This window comes from Haloarchaeobius sp. FL176 (genome assembly GCF_024609245.1).
GTDB lineage: Archaea > Halobacteriota > Halobacteria > Halobacteriales > Natrialbaceae > Haloarchaeobius.
The window spans coordinates 135,321-150,483 of sequence record NZ_JANJYH010000005.1; the positions used below are offsets into that span (position 1 = coordinate 135,321).

Genomic DNA, 15,163 nt, shown 5'->3' on the forward strand with positions numbered 1-15,163 from the left:
GTTTTTACCACATCGGAGCCAACGACGCAGCAATGAGCGACGATACAGCCGCCAGTGCGAGCGACCCGGTCGCTGCCAGCCCGCGCGACTCGGTCGCGACAGTCTACGGGGCCCCGACCATCGTCAGCCTGAGCGACGTCCACGGCTACCTCGACCGGGCCCGCAGCGCGCTCCTGACGCTCTCGGACCACGACGGCTTCGACCCCATCGTCGAAGAGCGCGACGACGGCCTGCTGCACTGGGCCGGCAACGACTACGTCTTCGTGTTCAACGGCGACGCGGTCGACCGCGGGCCGGACTCCGCGGGCTGTCTCGCCCTGATCGACCGGCTGCGGGCCGAAGCGCCCGACGGCCGTGTCCGCCAGCACCTGGGCAACCACGAGTGGTTCTGCCTGCTGCCCAACGACCCAGAGGACGGCAGCTGGTACTGCGACATCATCCCCGACGAGCGGCGGCGGGCCATGTTCGACGCCATCGTGGATGGCGACCTGGCCGTCGCCTACGAGGGGTACAACTACACGTACAGCCACGCCGGACAGCCAGCGGGCGTCGACCCCGCTACGGTGAACGACGAGGCAGCGGCGGCCGCCGCGGACATCCGCACTGTCGTCGGCACGCCGGCGGACGACCTCCGGGCCGTCGTCGACCGGTTCAGCGAGTACCCCGTGTTCGACGCCGGACTCCACATCCTCGACGGCGGCGACGGCCACGTGAAAGGGCCCGGGGCCGGCCCGCTCTGGCTCGGCTTCGACCATCTGCCTGCGGCGGCACCACCGCAGATCGTCGGCCACACCCGCCACGAGGAACCCACGAGAACCGGGAACGTCGTCTGTGGGGACGTGGTGCTGAACAACCGCGAAACAGCAGGCGGTGAGGCGGTGCTGGTCGAGACACCCGACTCGCTACGGGCACTCGTCAGGCAAGGAGACGGCGATGTCGAACTGCGCGAGATGTAGGGGTGCGCGGCGCGAGCCGGGGAGTCAGGCTTCCGGGTACGTCGGCAGCCGCCCCGAGCGGTCGCTCCCGTCGACGAACGGGAGGTCGACGACCGCGGTCTCGACCTCGTCCCCCTCGTAACGGACGGTCAGCGCGTCGTCCACGGCGTCCCACTCGACGTAGGCAAGCGCGATGGGCCGCTCCAGCATCGGACTCTCGACGGCCCGCGTGACCTCGCCGACGGCGGCGTCGCCCGCGAACACGGCCGCCCCGGACTCGGGCACCGCTTCGGGTTCCAGCCCGACCAGCCGGTTGCTCGGCCGGCCGCGGTTCTCGACGCGGGAGACGACCTCCTGGCCGACGTAGCAGCCCTTCTCGAAGTCGAGCGCGTTCCGGATGCCGGCGACGTTCGGGATGCGCCCCTCGAGTTCGGTGTCGAACGTGGGTGTCCCTGCTTCGAGCGTCAGCGCGTCCCAGGTCCGGTAGCCGAAGGGCGCGGCGTTCAGTCCGTGGTTGACGAGCGTGTCGAAGACGCTGGCGGCGGCGTCGGCGCTGCAGACGACCTCGTAGCCCTCGTCGCCGGCGGGCGCGTCGCTGGCGATGACGGTCACGCCGTCGTCGCCCATCGAGCCGCGGTCGAAGTGGAGGTGGCCCTCCGGGCTGCCTGCGCCGTTCAGCACGCTGGCTATCTTCTCGGTTGACTTCGGACCGTGGACGCCGAAGGTGGCGAACTCGTCCGTGGCGACGCTGATCTCGACGTCCTGGATGAACACCTTCTCCGACCAGTCGTCGGCGAGCGGTTCGGCGCGCTGGGGCGGCGTGAACAGCAGGAGGCGCTCGCCGGCGTTGTAGACGTACATGTCCGTCTCGATGCCGCCCTGGGGGTCCAGCAGGAGCGCGTAACAGCCCTGGCCGTCGGTCTCGGGGACGTGGTTGGAGACCGCGTTGTCGACGTACTCGACGCGGTCGTCGCCCGACACGACGACCACTCCGTAGCCGAGTTCGATGACGCCGACGACCCGGCGAACCGCCTTGTGGACCCGCTCCGGGCGGCCGTAGTGGTCGACGACCCGACGGCCGCCGCGCTCGGTGAAGGTGGCTCCGTGGTCCGCGTGGACCGACTCGATGACCGTCATTCCTGACCCGTGTTTCGGGTCGTTCGCGGGTAAAGCCTCCCATTCCGAGTGGCCGACACGCTGGTCGGTACGGGCTGGAACGGCGAGTGCGGCGGGGAGAAGGTGTCTACGCGTCGACGTCGTGGTCGGGGTCGTCCTCGACCGAGCGCTTCATCGACTTGCGGCGGGACTTCGCGTCCCGGCCCGTCGCCTCGAGGAGGAAGTCGTTCTTCTTGTCGACGGCGTCGCCGGCGGCCTCCAGCTCGTCCGGGCCGAGGTCGGCGATGTCGCGCTCGTGGAACTCGACTGCCAGCTTGTCCTTCTTGCTGGAGTAGGAGACGGCACCGGCGACGACGCGCTCGAAGACCGGGTTGTCGGGCTCCGCGATGACGAACAGGTCGCTTCCCTTGAACTCCTCGGTGCCAGTGATGGGCCCGAAGTACTCCTCGACGGTCGATTCGAGGTCCGGAATTCGCTCCTCTAGATACTCGCCGCGTCGCATCTTGTACTCCTTCATGGGTGGGTCAAAGACAGGGGACCGTTTACTTGTTTCGTCACTCGTTGGCCTCCGCCAGGTAGCCCCGTTTGCACTCGGGGCAGATGTCGCCGGCGCGCAGCGACGTACGCGACCGGCTCTCGGCGTTGCCACAGGCCGGACAGGCAAGCTGGGCGTCGGGGCTCGTGCTCGTGCCCTCCGAGGGCGCGGTGGCTTCGCTCGCGCTGGTGATGCCGGTGACGCTCTCGCCGTCAGTCGGCCGGTTCGACCCCTGCTCGGTCCGTTCGTGCTCGGGGGCGCGCCCGACGGCGTTGTCGACGAACTCGGCGTCGTGGCCCTCCTCGGCTTCGACGGTCTCGCCCTCGGCATCCGCATCCTCGCCGGCCTCCGGGGCGAGCCCGCCGCCGAACTCCACGTCGGCGGTCTCGTCGTCCGGGACCTGTGCGTCGTAGCCGCCGTCGTCGCCCTCGTGTTCGGGCCAGGCCGTCGTCTCGTCCGCCGCCGGGGCGTCCGCCTGCTCGTGTTCGGGCCACTCGCCGTGGCCACGCTCGTCCGCCTCGGACGACGGCTCGGCCTCCCCCGGAAGGATGACGCCGTCGTCCGTCGCGGCGTCCCCGTGGGGGTCGGCCGGCTCCGCCGCGGCATCGGCGGTGGTCTCGCCTGCGTCAGCAGCGCCCTCGGGTGCGCCGGTATCGCCGGACTCGACGTCGACGGCCGGCTCGTCGTCGTCGTCCGTCATCACCACTGCGTCCTCGTCCGCGGGGTCGACGGCTCCCGACTCAGCGGCCGCCGGCTCGGTGGGCGACTCCGGCTCTCCGTCGGCGATGTCCGTCGCTCCATCGGCGGCATCGTCCTCGGCGTCGACGATGATGGCGGCGTCGTCGCCCTCGACGGCCGCGTCCTCGTCCTCGGCGGCCGCCACTGCATCGTCGACCGGGTCGTCGTCGGGCTCCGCCGGGGGTGCCGCCGGCTCACGTTCGGTCTCGTGCGGCTCGTCATTCCCCGTCTCCTCGCTCTCCGCGTCGTCGCTCGTTCCGTCTCCCGTGTCCGCGACCGTCGTTACCTCCGTGTTCTCGCTGACGAGGTTCCGCGCGTCACAGCGCGAACAGACCTCGTACTCCCGGACCGTCAGCACGACCTCGTTCCCGCGCTCGTCGCGCTCGTCCTCCAGTTCCCTCTCGCTCCAGTCGTGACCACGGAGCGAACACATGAGACCCATTGTGCCCGCCTACCCTGTCCGTGCCTAAAAGGCTACTGCCGCGCCACTCGGCGTCTGACACGCGTCCGACGGGTACCCATCACGCAGGGACAAACATCAAATCGTATCCACGCTAACTGTGAGGTGATGAAGGCAAAGCGGGAGTACCGGGACCGGGACGAGATCGACGTTTCGGTGCTCGACGCCCTCGTCGACCGCCAGCACGACGGCATGACGGTCTTCGAGCTACGGTCACGCGTCGAGGTCGAGATCGACGCCCTGGAGGACGCGCTGGCAGGGCTGAAGGAGGACGACCTCATCGTCGTCGAACAGCCGTCGCGCTCGCGGACGGTCATCAAACCGGCCGAGACGGTCGTTCCCGACCCCGAGGACCTGGAGGAAGACCCCTCCCTCGTCGAGGAGCTCCGCCGTCGGCTGCCGTTCTAGTCGAGCGCGCGCTCGACGGCGGTGGCGACCTGGCGGGCCTGTTCCGCCAGCGGTTCGGGGACGTGCCCGGCCGCGACGGCGTCGTCGAGCTCGTCGTCGTCCACCCGCTCGACCGTCCCGTCCCCGTGTTTCACCACGTCCACGTGCAGGTCGACGTACCGGGCCGAGTCGGGAAACAGCTCGACCGGCGTGCAGATGTTGACGTAGGTTCCCTTCGACTCGCCGTCGGCGTCGCGGTACACCGTCGGGTACCACCAGCGGCCCTCCTTCAGCTTCGTGACCGCGGTGTCACCCGACTCCCGTTTCGTGCCGAGCGCGTCGTAGGTACCGCCGCCGGTCATCGAACGCTCGACGGTGAGCGTGCCTGCGTCGGGGTCGAACTCGGTGATTTCGCCGCGACCGAGCGTGAACGCGCGGCCCTCGGGCTTGCCGTGGTGGATGCCCAGCCTGTCGCCCAGCCGTGGACCGAACCCCTCGCTGACGGCGCGGAACGGGAACTCGCCGTCGCCCGGGTCGTCGCAGACGGCCTCGACGAAGTCCACTGCCGTGTTGGCCGAGCGGGCGGCCGCCTTCACGCGGTGGTGGCCGTTCATCGTGGATTCGACCTCCCGCCGGGCCTCGTCCAGCCCGAACCGGCTCTCGCGGCCGAACCAGACCCAGACCGTCGCCTCGCCGTCGGCGACCACCGGGTCGTCAGTCCCCAGGTTGTCCTCGATGGGCGGGGCGTCCGCGACCGCCGCGTCGAGCACCTCTGCACGCTCGACGGCGTCGGCGAGCGCGTCGCCCAGTGCGCCCATCTCGGCGTCTTCGGCGGCGCGCTGCCAGCGGAGCCCCCAGCCGTCGGGCACGTCGGCCGAGAGCAGTTCGACGGTACGGACCAGCTCGGTCGCGCGGTCGCCGGGCACGTTCGCCGACGCGCCGGAGCGACCGCGCGAGAGCTCCACGAGTCCGGTCTGGACGGTCAGCTCGGTCGTCAGTGCGGCGCGGTCGTCGCCCCACGGCGGCGTGGGGTCGGTCACCTGCACGCGGAGCGCGTCGCCGTCCTCGACGTAGCCGTCCGTCGCGCTGAACGGGAGGAAGCCCTCGAACTCGCCGCAGTCGACGACCGCGCCGGAGCCCAGCGTCTCGGTGACGACGCCGTCGACGACCGCACCGCGGCCCGCCGGGTCGTCCCACGAGAGCGCGTCGAGCCCGACGCCGGTGCACGTCTCGCGGACGGCGGCGACCGTCTCCGCGTCGCCGTGGATGCCGACCCCCTGCCTGTCGTTGGTCGTCTCGACCGCGGCGGCGTCCGGCACCGCTGCGAGGTCGGCGTCGTGGTCGGCGAAGCGGCGCTGGATGGGCGGCGACGCCTGCACCACGTCGATGCCCGCGTCGAGCAGGCGCTTGGTGAGTGCGGTCGTGTAGATGCCCCTGATTCTGACCGTCATAGCGCGTCGCGAGTCGGCGCGAACCGCACCCGGTCGTTCACACTCGGCCCCAGCGTCAGCTCGACGGTACCGTCGTCCAGCACGCGGCCGTCCTCGACGTAGACGCCCCAGGTCGAAAAGCGGAGCCAGCCGCGCATCTCGGCGGCGTGGGTCGTCACGTCGCAGTACTCGACGGTGTGCTCGGGGAACTCGGCCGTCGAGTGCGCCTGGTCCATGTCCGAGTAGACCACGTCGTTCGTCTCGAAGAACTCCTCGAGCGCGGCGGCGCTCTCGGCGACACGCTCGACGACGCCCTCCGAGGCGGCCTGTAGCTCCTCGGTCGTCAGCCCCACGTCGCGCAGGGCGGCCTGTGTCCGCTGGTCGAAATGCATACCCGGCGGTACTCGCAGCAGCGTCTTGAACCTGGCTTCCGCTGGCCGGTCAGTCGTCGGCGGGCGTTCCGCTCCAGGCTGGTGAGTCAGTCGAAGTCGGGCGAGAAGTAGGAGGGTCGGCGGTCGGTGCGTCGGTCGGGGTGTCGGCGGCCGATGGTTTCGGGTCGTCACTGAACCCTTTTAGTGTCGGTACTGGTGTTCGAAAACCGTCGTCCTCCGCTGTGGGGAGGGGGGTGTAGAGCATTCCTCGGCCATTCTGGTCTGTCATTAGAACGTACACGGAGTTTCTCGTTGATAAACTACCCCTAATACAGATACTGTGAATCAATGTCATACTAAGATGTGCCACGAATCCTTAAGGACGGCGCCGAGAGTCCCAGGGGAACCATTACGGGGCCGTTCCCCCAAGCCGGAGCCAATGAGTCCACGACGGGACCCGATAGAGCGGGCCGCCGACCGGGGACGTGACCTGTACGAGGTCGCCACCTGGGACCAGCGCAGCGAGTTCGACGGCATCGCTGTCGCGGTCTACGAGGGACTACGCCCGGCCGCACGCTGGGTCGTCATCGGCATCGCGACGATCATCACGGTCGCGCTGTTCGCCTTCGGCGGACTCGCCACGATCTCGAACCCCATCGTCGGGACGTTCGTCCTCCTCTCGCTCGTGCCCGCACTGTTGCTCGCCGGCTACGTCTACCGCAGCGACGTGACCACGCACGAACCCCTCCCGATGCTCGCCGGTACGTTCCTGCTCGCCATCGTGTTCTCGACGTTCGCGAGCATCGTCAACACGTTCACGAGCGCCGCCTTCACCAGCGTCGGCCTCCCGACGCAGGGCTTCGTCGGCGGGGTGCTCTTCTTCGTCTTCATCGTCGGTCCCGGCGAGGAGTTCGTGAAGTGGCTCGCGGTGCGCATCTACGCCTTCCGACGCGCCGAGTTCGACGCGGTCATCGACGGCGCGGTGTACGGTGCCGTCGCCGGCCTCGGCTTCGCCACCATCGAGAACGCCTTCTACATCACGCGGTTCATCGAGGCGACCGGCACCACCGTCTCCATCGTCGAGGCCGGGTCGAACATCGCCGCCCTGCGGGCGCTCGCCGGCCCCGGGCACGTCATCTACTCCGCAATCTCCGGTTTCTACCTGGGCCTCGCGAAGTTCAACCGCGAGCACTACGGCCCCATCGTCGTCAAGGGGCTGCTGCTCGCCGCGCTGTTCCACGCCACCTACAACATCTCCGTGGGCTACGTCCCCGGCATCATCTCGTTCGTCTCACCGCTGGACGACTTCGCCGCGAGCATCGTCTACATCATCGTCTACGACACCCTCATCGGACTGTTCCTCTACCGCAAGCTCCGCAACTACAAGCGGGCCTACCGCGACGCGGGGGTACGCGAACACCGGAACCGCCCGAACGACCCCGAACTCACCGAGTTCGACGGCCCGCCGCGGCCCTGACTCAGGCCCGCTCGCCCAGCATGTTCTCGACGTACTTCGCGACGACGTCGACCTCCAGGTGGACCGGATCGCCCGGCTCCTTCGCCGAGAGGTTCGTCAGCTCGTACGTCGTCGGCACGATGGCCACCGAGAACCCCTCGTCGTCCCGCTCCGCGACGGTCAGGCTGATACCGTCGAGCGTCACGGACCCCTTCTCGACGACGTACCGGCCGTAGCCCGCGGGCAGGTCGAACGCGAACTGCCAGTCCTCGCCCACCGCCTCCACCGAGCGAACCGTCGCCGTCGTGTCGACGTGACCCTGCACCACGTGCCCGTCGAACCGCCCGTCTGCCGGCATCGCCCGTTCGAGGTTGACGGGGTCGCCGACCGCCACGTCCCCGAGGTACGTCTTCGCGACGGTCTCCTCGGCCAGGAACACCTCGAACGCCTCCTCGTCGTACTCCTCGACGGTCAGACAGACGCCGCTGACGCTGATGCTCGCGCCGTGGCCCACGTCCGAGAGCACCACGTCGCCCGCGATACGGAGGCGACGACCGTCGTCGGTGTCCGTGACCCCGACGACCTCACCCGTCTCCTCGACGATTCCCGTGAACATGGCCGGCGCTTGGGGTCGGGGACGCAAAACGCTCCCGTTCTCACGAGTCGGACGCGGTGCTCACGCCCCTGCGTCGAGTTCCTCGTACCGCTCCCGGAACCGCGCCTCACACGAGCCACAGCAGAACTGGTAGACGTCGTCGCCGATGCGGGCCGAGGTACCCTCGCTGGTCACGGTGTTGTCGCACTCGGCACAGGAGAGCGCGAAGTCGACGCCGCCGACGCTGGGCGACCACTCGGCGCTGGCGACCAGCTCCACGTCGACGTCCCGCACCAGCGACGAGTCGACGACGCCGTCGAGCCAGCGGTGGACCGCGTCGTCGGGGACGCGGGCGTGGACCGTCACGTCGCCGTCGGCGGTCGTGAACACGTGCTCGACGGCGTCGGCGGCCCGGAGCGCGCCCGCGACCTCGTCGCTGGCACCGGGTTCGAGGTCGAGGCGGACGAGGACCGGCGTGCCCTCGCGGAGCTGCGAGCGGTCGACGTCGACGGTGAACCGGCGGACGACGCCGACCGCCTCCAGCCGGGAGACGCGGTCGGAGACGGCGGGCCCGGAGAGCCCGACCGCCTCGCCGATGCTGGCGAAGGAGCGGCGGGCGTCGGCGGCGAGCAGGCGGAGGATCTCGATGTCGGTGTCGTCGAGGTCGCGCATACCAGGGAAGACGAGCCGGGCATCGAAAAGTATTGTGCGGGTTCGGCCTTGGAATCCAATGCGAAGCCAGCGTCGGCCCGCTGATCCGAACGTTGTCAGTAGACGATGCCGGCGCCGTAGACGATGAGCGTCGCGTCGACGAGCAGGAGCACGGCGACGACGCTCGCGGCGTAGAGGAACGGCTTCGCCTCGCGGGCAGGCGAGCGGACCTTCTGCTCGTCGAAGCCGCGGTCGAGCTTGCCGCCGGCGACCTCGACGAGCCCAGTGAGGACGAACCAGAGCGTGAGCATGGTGAGGACGAGGTGGCCGCGGCCGCTGCCGGTGAGCGAGTCGACGGTGTAGAGGGTGCCGGCGAGGTGGCCGCCAGTGAAAAAGAGCAGGGCAGAGCAGCCACGCGAGAGCCAGCGGAACCGCGAGACGATGCCTTGCAGGGGGCTGGCGTTGAGCGAGCCGTCGAGCGCGGCGGGGAGCAGGCCGAACGTGACGAACAGCACGCTCCCGACCCAGACGGCCGACGTGATGCTGTGGAGCGTCCGGACCGCGACGTCGATAGTGGACATGCTCGTCGGTGACGAAGCAGGGGACAAAAGAGTTGCCGAAGTCGACAGGGCGGCTGGGAGCGGGACGGCGGCCACCCAGTCACCCTGACGGGGCGGGCACGGCGACGCGCTCGGGGTAGCGCCACGCCGTGACGGCCGGGTCGACGTCGGTGCCAACGAGCAGGAGCCCGACGATGCCGACGAAGGTCGCCAGCGCGCTCCCCGTGACGAGTCCGACCGCCGCGGGGACGACACCGAGCAGCAGCGTCGGCGCGGCGAGGCAGAGCCAGTACGCGGTGCGCGGGACCGGCCGGGTCGGGTGTACCGAGTGGTGGATGGGGTCGAGGCCCTCGCCGAACTCGATGCCGGCCTCGACCCGTATCTCGTCCCACGAGCAGCGCCCGACCGTCGCGTAGGCGGCGGCGTGGACCGCCTCGTGGGCGACGAACACGGCCGCGATGACCGCGAACTGGAGCAGCTCGCCGGCGGGGAGCGCATCCGCGTAGCTGAGGTACTGGGCGAGGCCGTAGGTCGCGACGTAGGCCCCGCCGACGGCGAGGGCGGCGGCCGCACCGACGGCGGTCGACCGCGCCGCGCCCCAGCCGTCCTCGTGGCACTCGGGGTCGGGGTCGACGTACATGCGTTGTGGGTTGCGTGGCGAGGGCTGTAAGCGCTCGGGCATGGCTGGCTACGCGTCGACCTCGCAGCGCCGACGCGGCTCGCCGTCTCGACGCCGGCGGTAGTACGCCAGCCCGAGGAGCTGGGCGTACAGCAGTCCCAGCGCGATGGGGAACAGCGCCAGCGCGCCGACCGTCTGCGACACGTAGCCGCCCGCCACGAGCAGTTCGGCGAGTTCGTTCGCGACGACGACCGTGATCGCACCGACGTACAGCAGCGGGGAGGCGGCCATCGAGCGAGCCGACCGGTACAGCGAGCGGAGACCGTTGGTTGACTGTCCGTTCTGCGTCATCGACTCAGCGTACGACTGCCGGCCACTTGGGCGCTCGGCGAACGGAATTTCTATACAGAATCCATCAGTTCTCCTCGACAGCGACGACGCGCCCGTCGCCATCGAGTGTGGCGGTGAGGCTGTCGTCGTCGATGGCGACGGTGACGACGAGTTCGCCACCGTCGACGGTCGTGTCGCCGTCATCGGCGTCGGCCCCACTCTGGGTGCCCCGAGCGTCGACGGCCTCGACGCTCGCGTCGTCACCGACGAACGGGAACTCCCAGACGTGGTCCTCGCGGAGCGTGTAGCCGTGTGTGCGGCACCAGCTAGCCACGTCAGGGTCGACGAGCAGGGGGAAGCTGATCGGGCCAGCGACCCGGGCAGGACAGGTGTCACAGACCGCGCGGAAGCCCGGCTCTGCAGGGTCGCCGATGGTCGTCTCGACGCTGTCGTAGCACTGCGTGCAGACGCCGGCGAGCGCCTGCTCGATAGCCTGGAACGCGAACAGCTCGGCGAGGGCGACCACCTCGGAGAGCGTGGCGTCGGTCGTCGCGTTCGCGGGCACGTGCCACGAGAACAGCGGGTGGTCCTCCGCACAGGAGACGACGCACTGGCCGTCCTGGACCGTCGCGACCGCGGGGGTGCCACAGAACGGGCACGTGCTGTCGAGCTCGGCCGGGCCGAGCGAGACCGACTCGGTGTAGGTGCCCGCGAGGATGGCCCCGGCGACCCGTGCGCCCGTGGCGGTCAGCCGGTAGCCGTCGTCGGTCCGCTCGACGAAGCGGGCGCGCAGCTGGTTGAGGTGGTAGCGGAAGCGGCCCGAATCACGGACGCCGACGCGACGCCGCAGCGCCGCGAAGCCGACGGGCTCGGGCCCCTCGTCCCGGTGGTGGTCCGTGAGCGCGTCGAGGATGTCGACCCGGACCGGGTCGCTCAGTGCCGCGAACGCGTCGGCGGGCGCGGGTTCGTCGTCTGATTCTGGGTCGGACATCGGCCGGGAATCACTCCGTATCGGCGGCACAGGCGCCACAGAGCAGCTCGATGGTCGCCGTCTTCGAGCCGATGACGGTCTCGAGGTCGTTGACCGGGTGGCTGTCGCCACAGCGCTCGCAGTCGGCCATCGGCTGGGAGACCTCGCCGAGGAGGCTCTCCACGTCGAACGCGTCCTCGCCGAGGTCCGCGTCGAGCTCGTCGGCCGTCCCGCCGCGCAGGAGGGCGTCCTCGGCGGGCTCGTCGTCGGGGTCGGGCTCGTCGGGGTCCTCGTCCACGACCGACCGCATCGCCTCGCCGAAGAACTCGCCGGCGAGGTCGTCCGGCAGGCCCGCGTTCCCGTACAGCGTCGAGACGAGGTCCGTCCGGAGCTCCTCCGGCGAGATTCCCTCGCGGCGGGCGACGGCGGCGACGGCGTCGGCCTCGCGTTCGTCGTGACCGCCGTACTCGTTCGGGTTGTGAACGTAGCGGTCGACGACCGCGTGCAGCCGCCTGCGCACGGTCGGGTCCGCGTCCCACCGGGCCGGGAACGCCTCGTCGATACGCTCGACGAGGTCGCTCCGCGGCCCCGGCGGGCTCTCGGGCTGGCCCGACGCTCCGGCGGTCCGGCCGGCGTCCGCAGTCGTGCTCCCGTCGGCGTCGGCCGATACCGGGTCGAGTCGCCCCTCGGCCAGGTCACAGAGCACGCTGAGGCTCTCCTGGGCCGACGCGGGCTCGTAGCCGCGGCAGTCCACGAAGATGCGCTCGATGCGGTCGGCCACCGCCGCCGGTATCTCGACCGCGACGGCGTCGCCGTCGTGGTCGTCCCGCTGTTCCATCATCCATTGTCTTGCCCCCGAAACGTATAAATTCCACTGAAAGAGCCGGTGGGGATTGGACGAAACACGGTCCGGACGCTCACTGGCTGCGGTGGCCGTCCGGTCGACGGGTACTGTTATGACTCGTCGTCCAGTAGGGAGATGCAACGTCTGAGCTATGTGGACTCGTAACCGTGTACTCGTGCTGGTGTTCGCGGTGACCATCCTGCTCCTCGGCACCACGTTCGTCTCGCCCTCGGTCCAGACGCCGCCGGGCGAACCCGAGGACGACGACGAGGCGCTGGTCGGTCTCGGGGACACCGAGACGGACGTCTGGCCGTACGTCAGCAGCCGCGAGGCGTTCCAGGGACGCGCCAGCGCGCTCAACCTGCTCGTCCGTGGCAACCCCGAACAGGTGAAGGCACGGCTCCAGGCCGGCGGCGACGGCTGGAACGAGACGGAGCCGGTGTTCACCGAGGAGACGGACGATAACCCGCAGTTCGGCAACGGCAGTCGCATCGTCTGGGCCGACGCCGTCGGGGCGAAGCGCTACGTCTACTACGAACGCGCGACGGGCGAGGGCACCTGGGCGCCCCAGTCCTACCAGCTCCACCGCGGCGACTACTTCGGCGGCCAGTACCACGCTCGAGCGTACCAGCTCGAGACGGAGAGCGGCAACTGGACCGCGGTGCAGGCCCACGCGGAGCACTTCGACTGGTTCACGCTGACACACACCGTCGACAGTCTGCAGGAGGCCCGCATCGACATCGAGCGCGACTTCATCGACTCGACACCCACCGGTGACGTCCAGCGGGTGTACCACGACAACGGCGACACGCACGACCACGACGGCTGGACGACCGTCGTCTACCTGCTCGCGCTGCCGCTGCTCGGCAGCGTCTCCCTCGGCTCGGCGCGGGCGACGGCCCGGACCATCTTCGACGGCGTCTGGACCTACCGAACCCGGCTCCGGGTCGCGGTGTTCGTCGGCCCGGCCGCGGTCCTGCTCGGAGTGCGCTTCGCCGGCATCGTCATCGAGAACGCCATGTCCGTCGACCCCAACAGCATCGTCGCAGCACTCTACCCGGTCCTCGTTTTCGGGACGCCCGCCGCCGCCTACATCGCCGGGCGGAACCTCGACCCGGCCGACGGCTTCATCTTCGGCACCCTCGGGTTCGGCACCGGCGTCGTCCTCGACTACGGCTTCATCGGCGTCCGCGTCCTCCCCATCGAACTCGTGCTCCACCGGGTCGGCCTCGCGGTCGGCATCGGGCTCGTCGCCGCCGGCGCGAGCGCGTTCCACGACTTCGAACTGCGCCGGTCGCTCGTCGCCGGCGGCCTGCTCTGGTACGGCCTCGTCGTCGCCGCACACTACCTCTGAGCGACCAGCGCTCTCTCTCGCACCCGGATTTTCCGACCCAGCAGCCGTCGGAGTGATTTAACTGGGTCCCGAGCCACGCTCCGGGTATGCAACAGTCACCCCGCCCCGCGAGACGGCCCGCGCCGTGGTGGTCCCGGTGAGAGTGGCCCCCCGACACGTCCGTCGCATCGCCCGGACGGAGTTCCGGCGAACCCTCCGCAAGCTCGGCGACAACACCGTCCAGGTCGTCGCGCTCGCCGTCGCCGGCCTGTTCTTCAGTGGGATCTCGCTCGGGGCCGCCTCCCTGTTCGCCATCCTCGGCCGCGAGCTCCGCACCGGGGAGCTGACCGACCTCTCGATCTCCGGAGGGTTCGTCGGCGGCCTCCGTGGTGCCGTCGGCCTCGCAGCCGTCGGTCTCCTCGCGCTGACGACGTTCCGGACCATCGCCCAGCGCGGCAGCGTCGACGAACCCGAGACGCTCCTGCTGTCCGCCCGCGTCCGCGACGTCGTTCCCGGCATCCTCGTCGCCGAGACGGTGAGCTACCTCGCGTGGCTGGCCGTCCCGGTCGCCCTCGCTGTCGGCGGCTTCACCTACGGGGCCCGCGCGCCACTGGTGCTCCTCTTTCTCCCCGTCGTGCTCCTCGGCGTGCTCCTGCCCGCCATCTGGCTCGGTTTCTGCCTGGGGCTCGTCGGCCGACACCTCGTCACCCGGTACGAGCCCATCGCCCGCAACCGGACCGCCATCGGACTCGTCGCCTTCCTCGCCTACATGGGGCTCGTCTTCGGCAACGGCTTCGCCGTCCTCACCGAGTTGCTGTTCGAGCCGCTGCAGTCGACGCCGCTCTCGGGCTACGCGGACCTGCTCTTGCTCGGCGCGCCGAACGTCGACGCCTCCCCCCTGCGGGCCGGTGGGGCGGTCGCGACAACCGTCGGCCTCGTCGCCGTCGGCCACGTCGTCTCGGTGCGGCTGGCGAACTACCACTGGTTCTCCGACCCCGCGACGGAGACCGAACACGAGCGCGTCGAGAGCGAGTCGGGGTTCGCGGTCGGCGACCGCCTCCTCGGCATCGTCGACCGCCCGACCCGGAGCGTCGTCCGCGTCGTATGGACCCGGACCCGCCGTGCACCCATCAAACTCGTCTACGCGCTCTACCCGCTCTTCTTCCTCGTCTCGGACGTTCAGACCATCGTCGAGACCGGGACCATCCCCTCGCACCTGCCCTGGCTGCTCGGGCTCTACGTCGCCTGGAGCGTCGCGCTCGCGTTCGCACTCAACCCCCTCGGCGACGACGGGCCCGCGCTCGAGGCGACGCTCACCGCACCCATCTCCGGCCGGCAGTACGTCGTCGGGCACGTCCTCGCCGGGGCCGTCGTCGGCATCCCCGCCGCGGTCCTCGTCGTCGCTCCGGTCGCGTTACTCAGCCCGCTCCCGGCCATCGAGGCCGCCGCGGCCGTCGGCATGGCGGTGCTTGGCACCCTACTCGCGCCGCTGCTGGCCATCGGCGTCGGCATGACCTTCCCCCGCTTCGGCAGCGTGCAGGTCGCCGGCAACAAGCAGGCCGTCGTCCCGAGCAAGACCGCACTCGCCGCCTTCTCCCTCGCGCTCGTCGCCATCGCCGGGAACGTCGCGCTCGCGACCGACGCCGGGACCCGCCAGCTGCTGGCCGCAGTCGCCAACGGCCTCGTCGGGTTCCTCACGCCGTGGACCCTCGGGCTCGACCCCGCGTGGCTCCTCCCCGCCAGCGCCGTCGTCGTCGCCGCCGGAATCGCCGCGCCGCTGCTGTCGTACGTCTACGCCGTCCAGCGGTTCGAGCGGTTCACGCTCTCCTGAGA

At 70.2% G+C, this 15,163-nt stretch carries 17 protein-coding genes; 5 read left to right on the forward strand and 12 right to left on the reverse strand.

Annotated elements, in window-relative coordinates; all coding sequences use genetic code 11:
• The first annotated feature begins 32 nt into the window (after window positions 1–32).
• The gene (locus NO978_RS11280) at window positions 33–956 is read left to right on the forward strand and encodes a metallophosphoesterase (protein WP_257299690.1); all 924 of its coding nucleotides are present in this window, start codon (window positions 33–35) and stop codon (window positions 954–956) included.
• Between the two features lie 24 nt (window positions 957–980).
• On the opposite strand, the gene NO978_RS11285 is transcribed toward NO978_RS11280, so the two are convergent.
• The 3 genes from NO978_RS11285 to NO978_RS11295 all read right to left on the reverse strand — a co-directional run bounded on the left by NO978_RS11285 (window position 981) and on the right by NO978_RS11295 (window position 3,766).
• Window positions 981–2,072, reverse strand: a complete 1,092-nt coding sequence (locus NO978_RS11285) for an aminomethyltransferase family protein (protein WP_257299691.1) — start codon at window positions 2,070–2,072, stop codon at window positions 981–983.
• Between the two features lie 106 nt (window positions 2,073–2,178).
• The gene (locus NO978_RS11290; protein ID WP_257299692.1) at window positions 2,179–2,568 is read right to left on the reverse strand and encodes a DUF5611 family protein; all 390 of its coding nucleotides are present in this window, start codon (window positions 2,566–2,568) and stop codon (window positions 2,179–2,181) included.
• 37 nt (window positions 2,569–2,605) lie between these two features.
• Window positions 2,606–3,766, reverse strand: a complete 1,161-nt coding sequence (locus NO978_RS11295; RefSeq protein ID WP_257299693.1) for a hypothetical protein — start codon at window positions 3,764–3,766, stop codon at window positions 2,606–2,608.
• Between the two features lie 126 nt (window positions 3,767–3,892).
• On the opposite strand from NO978_RS11295, the gene NO978_RS11300 reads away from it, so the two are divergent.
• Window positions 3,893–4,192, forward strand: a complete 300-nt coding sequence (locus NO978_RS11300; protein WP_257299694.1) for a DUF6432 family protein — start codon at window positions 3,893–3,895, stop codon at window positions 4,190–4,192.
• Here NO978_RS11300 and NO978_RS11305 read toward each other — a convergent pair.
• Complete coding sequence (locus tag NO978_RS11305) at window positions 4,189–5,622, reverse strand: DUF402 domain-containing protein (RefSeq protein ID WP_257299695.1); 1,434 nt, start codon at window positions 5,620–5,622, stop codon at window positions 4,189–4,191. The two genes, NO978_RS11300 and NO978_RS11305, sit on opposite strands and share 4 nt — an antisense overlap.
• Entirely contained in the window at window positions 5,619–5,993 is a 375-nt protein-coding gene (locus NO978_RS11310) for a hypothetical protein (protein WP_257299696.1), read from the reverse strand. The genes NO978_RS11305 and NO978_RS11310 overlap by 4 nt, the downstream gene beginning before the upstream one ends.
• A gap of 418 nt (window positions 5,994–6,411) precedes the next feature.
• On the opposite strand from NO978_RS11310, the gene NO978_RS11315 reads away from it, so the two are divergent.
• Entirely contained in the window at window positions 6,412–7,449 is a 1,038-nt protein-coding gene (locus tag NO978_RS11315) for a PrsW family intramembrane metalloprotease (protein ID WP_257299697.1), read from the forward strand.
• A 1-nt stretch (window position 7,450) separates the two neighbouring features.
• On the opposite strand, the gene NO978_RS11320 is transcribed toward NO978_RS11315, so the two are convergent.
• From NO978_RS11320 to NO978_RS11350, 7 genes are all read right to left on the reverse strand, one after another.
• Window positions 7,451–8,044: a riboflavin synthase gene (locus NO978_RS11320; RefSeq protein WP_257299698.1), complete on the reverse strand. Its 594-nt coding sequence runs from the start codon at window positions 8,042–8,044 to the stop codon at window positions 7,451–7,453.
• Between the two features lie 60 nt (window positions 8,045–8,104).
• Window positions 8,105–8,695: an AsnC family transcriptional regulator gene (locus tag NO978_RS11325; RefSeq protein WP_257299699.1), complete on the reverse strand. Its 591-nt coding sequence runs from the start codon at window positions 8,693–8,695 to the stop codon at window positions 8,105–8,107.
• Window positions 8,696–8,790: 95 nt separating this feature from the next.
• Window positions 8,791–9,255: a CopD family protein gene (locus NO978_RS11330; RefSeq protein WP_257299700.1), complete on the reverse strand. Its 465-nt coding sequence runs from the start codon at window positions 9,253–9,255 to the stop codon at window positions 8,791–8,793.
• Between the two features lie 79 nt (window positions 9,256–9,334).
• The gene (locus NO978_RS11335) at window positions 9,335–9,874 is read right to left on the reverse strand and encodes a metalloprotease family protein (RefSeq protein ID WP_257299701.1); all 540 of its coding nucleotides are present in this window, start codon (window positions 9,872–9,874) and stop codon (window positions 9,335–9,337) included.
• Window positions 9,875–9,922: 48 nt separating this feature from the next.
• Window positions 9,923–10,204, reverse strand: a complete 282-nt coding sequence (locus tag NO978_RS11340; RefSeq protein ID WP_257299702.1) for a hypothetical protein — start codon at window positions 10,202–10,204, stop codon at window positions 9,923–9,925.
• A gap of 64 nt (window positions 10,205–10,268) precedes the next feature.
• On the reverse strand, window positions 10,269–11,174 hold the full coding sequence (locus tag NO978_RS11345; protein WP_257299703.1) for a helix-turn-helix transcriptional regulator: 906 nt from the start codon (window positions 11,172–11,174) through the stop codon (window positions 10,269–10,271).
• A gap of 10 nt (window positions 11,175–11,184) precedes the next feature.
• Entirely contained in the window at window positions 11,185–11,991 is an 807-nt protein-coding gene (locus NO978_RS11350) for a hypothetical protein (RefSeq protein ID WP_257299704.1), read from the reverse strand.
• A 157-nt stretch (window positions 11,992–12,148) separates the two neighbouring features.
• Between NO978_RS11350 and NO978_RS11355 the strand changes: the two genes are divergently transcribed.
• Together NO978_RS11355 and NO978_RS11360 are read left to right on the forward strand one after the other, a co-directional pair.
• Window positions 12,149–13,351, forward strand: coding sequence for a hypothetical protein (locus NO978_RS11355; RefSeq protein ID WP_257299705.1), 1,203 nt, complete (start codon window positions 12,149–12,151; stop codon window positions 13,349–13,351).
• Between the two features lie 136 nt (window positions 13,352–13,487).
• Complete coding sequence (locus NO978_RS11360; RefSeq protein WP_257299706.1) at window positions 13,488–15,161, forward strand: hypothetical protein; 1,674 nt, start codon at window positions 13,488–13,490, stop codon at window positions 15,159–15,161.
• Window positions 15,162–15,163: the final 2 nt, after the last annotated feature.

What these genes read in the sequence shown, in the direction of transcription:
- NO978_RS11340 (WP_257299702.1), bottom strand. Translation starts at nt 10,204, where the DNA reads ATGACGCAGAACGGACAGTCAACCAACGGTCTCCGCTCGCTGTACCGG.
- NO978_RS11290 (WP_257299692.1), bottom strand. Translation starts at nt 2,568, where the DNA reads ATGAAGGAGTACAAGATGCGACGCGGCGAGTATCTAGAGGAGCGAATT.
- NO978_RS11295 (WP_257299693.1), bottom strand. Translation starts at nt 3,766, where the DNA reads ATGGGTCTCATGTGTTCGCTCCGTGGTCACGACTGGAGCGAGAGGGAA.
- NO978_RS11280 (WP_257299690.1), top strand. Translation starts at nt 33, where the DNA reads ATGAGCGACGATACAGCCGCCAGTGCGAGCGACCCGGTCGCTGCCAGC.
- NO978_RS11330 (WP_257299700.1), bottom strand. Translation starts at nt 9,255, where the DNA reads ATGTCCACTATCGACGTCGCGGTCCGGACGCTCCACAGCATCACGTCG.
- NO978_RS11325 (WP_257299699.1), bottom strand. Translation starts at nt 8,695, where the DNA reads ATGCGCGACCTCGACGACACCGACATCGAGATCCTCCGCCTGCTCGCC.
- NO978_RS11350 (WP_257299704.1), bottom strand. Translation starts at nt 11,991, where the DNA reads ATGGAACAGCGGGACGACCACGACGGCGACGCCGTCGCGGTCGAGATA.
- NO978_RS11335 (WP_257299701.1), bottom strand. Translation starts at nt 9,874, where the DNA reads ATGTACGTCGACCCCGACCCCGAGTGCCACGAGGACGGCTGGGGCGCG.
- NO978_RS11305 (WP_257299695.1), bottom strand. Translation starts at nt 5,622, where the DNA reads ATGACGGTCAGAATCAGGGGCATCTACACGACCGCACTCACCAAGCGC.
- NO978_RS11355 (WP_257299705.1), top strand. Translation starts at nt 12,149, where the DNA reads ATGTGGACTCGTAACCGTGTACTCGTGCTGGTGTTCGCGGTGACCATC.
- NO978_RS11310 (WP_257299696.1), bottom strand. Translation starts at nt 5,993, where the DNA reads ATGCATTTCGACCAGCGGACACAGGCCGCCCTGCGCGACGTGGGGCTG.
- NO978_RS11320 (WP_257299698.1), bottom strand. Translation starts at nt 8,044, where the DNA reads ATGTTCACGGGAATCGTCGAGGAGACGGGTGAGGTCGTCGGGGTCACG.
- NO978_RS11345 (WP_257299703.1), bottom strand. Translation starts at nt 11,174, where the DNA reads ATGTCCGACCCAGAATCAGACGACGAACCCGCGCCCGCCGACGCGTTC.
- NO978_RS11315 (WP_257299697.1), top strand. Translation starts at nt 6,412, where the DNA reads ATGAGTCCACGACGGGACCCGATAGAGCGGGCCGCCGACCGGGGACGT.
- NO978_RS11300 (WP_257299694.1), top strand. Translation starts at nt 3,893, where the DNA reads ATGAAGGCAAAGCGGGAGTACCGGGACCGGGACGAGATCGACGTTTCG.
- NO978_RS11285 (WP_257299691.1), bottom strand. Translation starts at nt 2,072, where the DNA reads ATGACGGTCATCGAGTCGGTCCACGCGGACCACGGAGCCACCTTCACC.